Origin of the sequence: Burkholderia sp. HMSC10F09, from assembly GCF_001806955.1 — a bacterium.
GTDB classification, from domain to species: Bacteria; Pseudomonadota; Gammaproteobacteria; order Burkholderiales; family Burkholderiaceae; genus Burkholderia; species Burkholderia multivorans.
This window is the reverse complement of sequence record NZ_KV786809.1, coordinates 1-4,124: the sequence shown is the minus strand read 5'-3', so window position 1 is coordinate 4,124 and position 4,124 is coordinate 1. Positions and strand designations below refer to the sequence as shown.

At 69.4% G+C, this 4,124-nt stretch carries 4 protein-coding genes and 1 pseudogene; 4 read left to right on the top strand and 1 reads right to left on the bottom strand.

Going from position 1 to position 4,124, the window contains the following annotated elements:
- Positions 1-264 (bottom strand): annotated as a pseudogene (locus tag HMPREF3115_RS20245) (helix-turn-helix domain-containing protein); the annotation flags it as partial.
- Between the two features lie 111 nt (positions 265-375).
- Here HMPREF3115_RS20245 and HMPREF3115_RS20240 point away from each other — a divergent pair.
- The 4 genes from HMPREF3115_RS20240 to HMPREF3115_RS20225 form a co-directional block, all read left to right on the top strand.
- Positions 376-1,140: a DUF899 domain-containing protein gene (locus HMPREF3115_RS20240; RefSeq protein ID WP_006407693.1), complete on the top strand. Its 765-nt coding sequence runs from the start codon at positions 376-378 to the stop codon at positions 1,138-1,140.
- Positions 1,127-1,978, top strand: coding sequence for a DUF2182 domain-containing protein (locus HMPREF3115_RS20235; protein ID WP_070555761.1), 852 nt, complete (start codon positions 1,127-1,129; stop codon positions 1,976-1,978). The genes HMPREF3115_RS20240 and HMPREF3115_RS20235 overlap by 14 nt, the downstream gene beginning before the upstream one ends.
- 258 nt (positions 1,979-2,236) lie before the next feature.
- Entirely contained in the window at positions 2,237-3,697 is a 1,461-nt protein-coding gene (guaB, locus tag HMPREF3115_RS20230) for an IMP dehydrogenase (protein ID WP_006402674.1), read from the top strand.
- A gap of 6 nt (positions 3,698-3,703) precedes the next feature.
- Positions 3,704-4,124, top strand: a 421-nt coding sequence (locus HMPREF3115_RS20225) for a hypothetical protein (protein WP_070555760.1), incomplete at its 3' end; no start/stop codon positions are given.

Below are 4,124 nucleotides of genomic sequence, written 5' to 3'. Positions count from 1 at the left end.
CGGCCAGCCGAGATCGCGCGCCGCGAGCGCGATTTCCGCTTCCGCGACGACGCAACGCGCACGCGCGACGACTTCCCGGGCGCCGAATGCGCGGGCCGCCGCGCGCACCAGCGCACGCGCACGCTCGAAGTCGCCGAGCTGCGCGAGCGCGATGCCGCGCAATGCGAGCGCCGGCGCATCGTCGCGCAGCGCGACGCGGTTCAGCGCGCCGAGGGCGTCACCGCCCGCGAGCGCGCGTGCGGCCGCGGTAATCAGCGAATCCATCGGAATCCCGACACACTTGTCACTCCCTCCGGCGATGCGACGGCTCCTAATCTAGCACCACGCACACGGCCGCCGGCCGTGCCCGATACCGATCGACAGGAGGAAGCTACGATGACGACCCATCTCACCGGAACGCGCGACGAATGGCTGGCCGCGCGCCGTGCGCTGCTCGACGCCGAAAAGGCGCTGACGCGGCAAAGCGACGAACTCGCGCGGCGGCGTGCGGCGCTGCCGTGGGTGCGCGTCGACAAGACCTACCGGTTCGACACCGAGGACGGCCCGGCGACGCTTGCGGACCTGTTTCGCGGCCGCTCGCAACTGCTCGTCTACCACTTCATGTTCGGCCCCGACTACAAGGCAGGCTGTCCGTCGTGCTCGGCGCTCGCCGACGGTTTCGACGGATTCGTCGTCCACCTCGCGCATCACGACGTGACGCTGACGGCCGTCTCGCGTGCGCCGCTCGAGAAGCTGCTCGGCTATCGGCGGCGAATGGGATGGACGTTTCCGTGGGCGTCGTCGGCGGACAGCGATTTCAACTTCGACTTCAACGTGTCGTTTACCGAGGCGCAGCAGCGCACGGGCGACGTCGACTACAACTATGCGCGCGGCACGCACGCGATGGACATGGATCCGCCGCCCGCGCCGGTCGCGCAGTTCGCGGCAACCTGCGGTACCGATGCGCGGACCTACGCGCGCGACCGGCCGGGGATGAGCGCATTCGTGCGCGAGGACGATGCGATTTATCACACGTATTCGACCTATGCGCGCGGGCTCGACGCGCTGTGGGGCATGTACGCGTGGCTCGATCGTGCGCCGCTCGGACGCAACGAAACCGGCATATGGTGGCGCCGGCACGACGAGTATGCGCAGCGCTGAGCGCGCGGCGTCGCCGACCGACGACGAGCCCGCGATGAACGCGCGCGCGACAGGCCGCGAGCGGCAAGCATTCGGCGCGGTGCTGGCTGCCGTATCGGCAACGGCCGTGGCCGTGCTGCTGAACCGGCACGCGTCGATGGACGCGATGGGCGGCGGCATCGCGGCAGGCGGCTGGCTTGCGCCGGCCGCGTGGGGCCATCCGTGCGGATGGCGCGCGGACCGTGCGCTCGCCGCGTTCGCCGGAATGTGGGGCACGATGGTCGTCGCGATGATGCTGCCGGTGCTCGCGCCTGCGCTGTGGCATTACCGGCAGCTGATCGGCGCGCACGTGCCCGGGCCTGCGCATCGGACGGCGCGCGTCGCGATCGCGGGCGGTGCGTATTTCTCGGTATGGATGGCGATCGGCGTGCTCGTCTGGATGGCGGGCGACGTGCTTGCAGCGGCGGCACTGCGGCTGTCGGCGCTCGCGTATGCGCTGCCGTTTGCGAGCGGCGCGACGGTCTTCGCGGCGGGCACGCTGCAGTTGACCGGCTGGAAGCGCCATCGCCTCGATTGTTGCCGCAACGAGCCGGCCGGCGCGTCGGCACCGCGTGCCGACGCCGCCGATGCGTGGCGGCACGGCATGCGTATCGCGCTGCACTGCGTCGCCTGCTGCGGCAATCTGATGACCGCGGCGCTGGCGGCCGACGCGATGGACCTGCGCGTGATGGCGGTCGCGACTGCGGCGATCGCGGCCGAGCGGCTGCTGCCGCACGGGCATCGCGTGGCACGGATCGTCGGCGCGGCGATGCTCGTGGGCGGGGTCGCGATGCTGGCGAGTGCAGCCGGCGCGATATAGAGGGGGACGGCATTGGCACGCGTCCGGACGCGACTCGACCGGCGCGCGGCCGGCACGCCGGTCCGCCGATGCGGACCGGCCGTCCGATTGCGCGAACGGGGCGATGCGGGGCCGAAACGAAAGGCGATCGAAAACGAAGCGAACGGCGATTCGAACGATTCGGCCCCGGAACGGCGGAAAACGGCTAAGCCGTTGTTCGTGTTGTGAAAATTCGCCGCGCTTCGCGTATAATTCGCTTTTGCGCCCATAGGATTTGCCATGCGTCTGATCCAAAAAGCACTCACGTTCGATGACGTGCTCCTCGTCCCGGCCTTCTCCGACGTTCTGCCGCGCGACACCAGCCTCAAGACCAAGCTGACCCGCAACATCTCCCTGAACATGCCGCTCGTGTCCGCCGCGATGGACACGGTCACCGAAGGTCGCCTCGCGATCGCGATGGCGCAGCAGGGTGGCGTCGGCATCATTCACAAGAACCTCACGCCGGCCGAACAGGCGCGCGAGGTCGCGAAGGTCAAGCGCTTCGAGTCGGGTGTGGTCCGCGATCCGATCACGGTGCCGCCGCAAATGAAGGTGCGCGACGTGATCGCGCTGTCGCGCCAGCATGGCATCTCGGGCTTCCCGGTCGTCGAAGGTCCGCAACTCGTCGGCATCGTCACGAACCGCGACCTGCGCTTCGAAACGCGCCTCGACGAACCGGTCAAGTCGATCATGACGCCGCGCGAGCGTCTCGTCACCGTCAAGGAAGGCACGCCGCTCGCGGAAGCGAAGGCGCTGATGCACAGCCACCGCCTCGAGCGCGTGCTGGTCGTCAACGACGCGTTCGAACTGCGCGGCCTGATGACCGTCAAGGACATCACGAAGCAGACCGAGCACCCCGATGCGTGCAAGGACGAGCACGGCAAGCTGCGCGCAGGCGCGGCGGTCGGCGTCGGTCCGGACAACGAAGAGCGCGTCGAGCTGCTCGTGCAGGCGGGCGTCGACGTGATCGTCGTCGATACCGCGCACGGCCACAGCAAGGGCGTGCTCGAGCGCGTGCGCTGGGTCAAGCAGAAGTTCCCGCACGTCGAGGTGATCGGCGGCAACATCGCGACGGCCGCTGCCGCGAAGGCGCTCGTCGAATACGGCGCGGACGCGGTCAAGGTCGGTATCGGCCCCGGCTCGATCTGCACGACGCGCATCGTCGCGGGCGTCGGCGTGCCGCAGATCAGCGCGATCGCGAACGTCTCGGAAGCGCTGAAGGGCACGGGCGTGCCGTGCATCGCCGACGGCGGCGTGCGTTTCTCGGGCGACGTCGCGAAGGCGCTGGCCGCCGGCGCGAACGCCGTGATGATGGGCAGCATGTTCGCCGGCACCGAAGAAGCGCCGGGCGACGTGTTCCTGTATCAGGGCCGCCAGTACAAGTCGTACCGCGGCATGGGCTCGGTCGGTGCGATGAAGGACGGTGCGGCCGACCGCTACTTCCAGGACAACTCGGCGAACATCGACAAGCTCGTGCCGGAAGGCATCGAAGGCCGCGTCGCCTACAAGGGTTCGGTCAACGCGATCCTGTTCCAGCTGGTTGGCGGCGTGCGCGCGAGCATGGGCTACTGCGGCTGCCGCACGATCGAGGAACTGCACGAGAAGGCCGAATTCGTGCAGATCACCGCGGCGGGCATGCGCGAGTCGCACGTGCACGACGTGCAGATCACCAAGGAAGCGCCGAACTATCACGTGGACTGATCGCCGATGAAACCGCTGCTGCGAGCCGTGCTGGTCGTCGATGCCGTGCTGCTGCTGGCGTTCGGGCTGCTGTTCGTGCTGACGCCGTGGCATGCGCTGTTCAACGCGCTGCAACTGGCGAACGTCGAACCGGCGATGCTCGGCCAGGCCTTCGGCATTGCGCTGCTCGGCCTCGCGTGGCTCGCGTTTCATGCGGCGGTCAACGGCGATCTGACGGCGCCCGTCGCCCGCGCGGTCGGCCATGTGAACTGGCTGACCGGCGTGCTGACGATCGTCTGGTCGATCGGCACGGGCAGCGGCCCCGCGCTCGCCGCGGCCGGCAGGGTGCTGTCGGCGATCGCCGGCGTCGTGCTGATCGTGCTCGGCCTCGGCGGTGTGCGACTCGCGTCGGCCGTGCGGCGGCGCGAGCGCGCGGAGGCGCTCGACG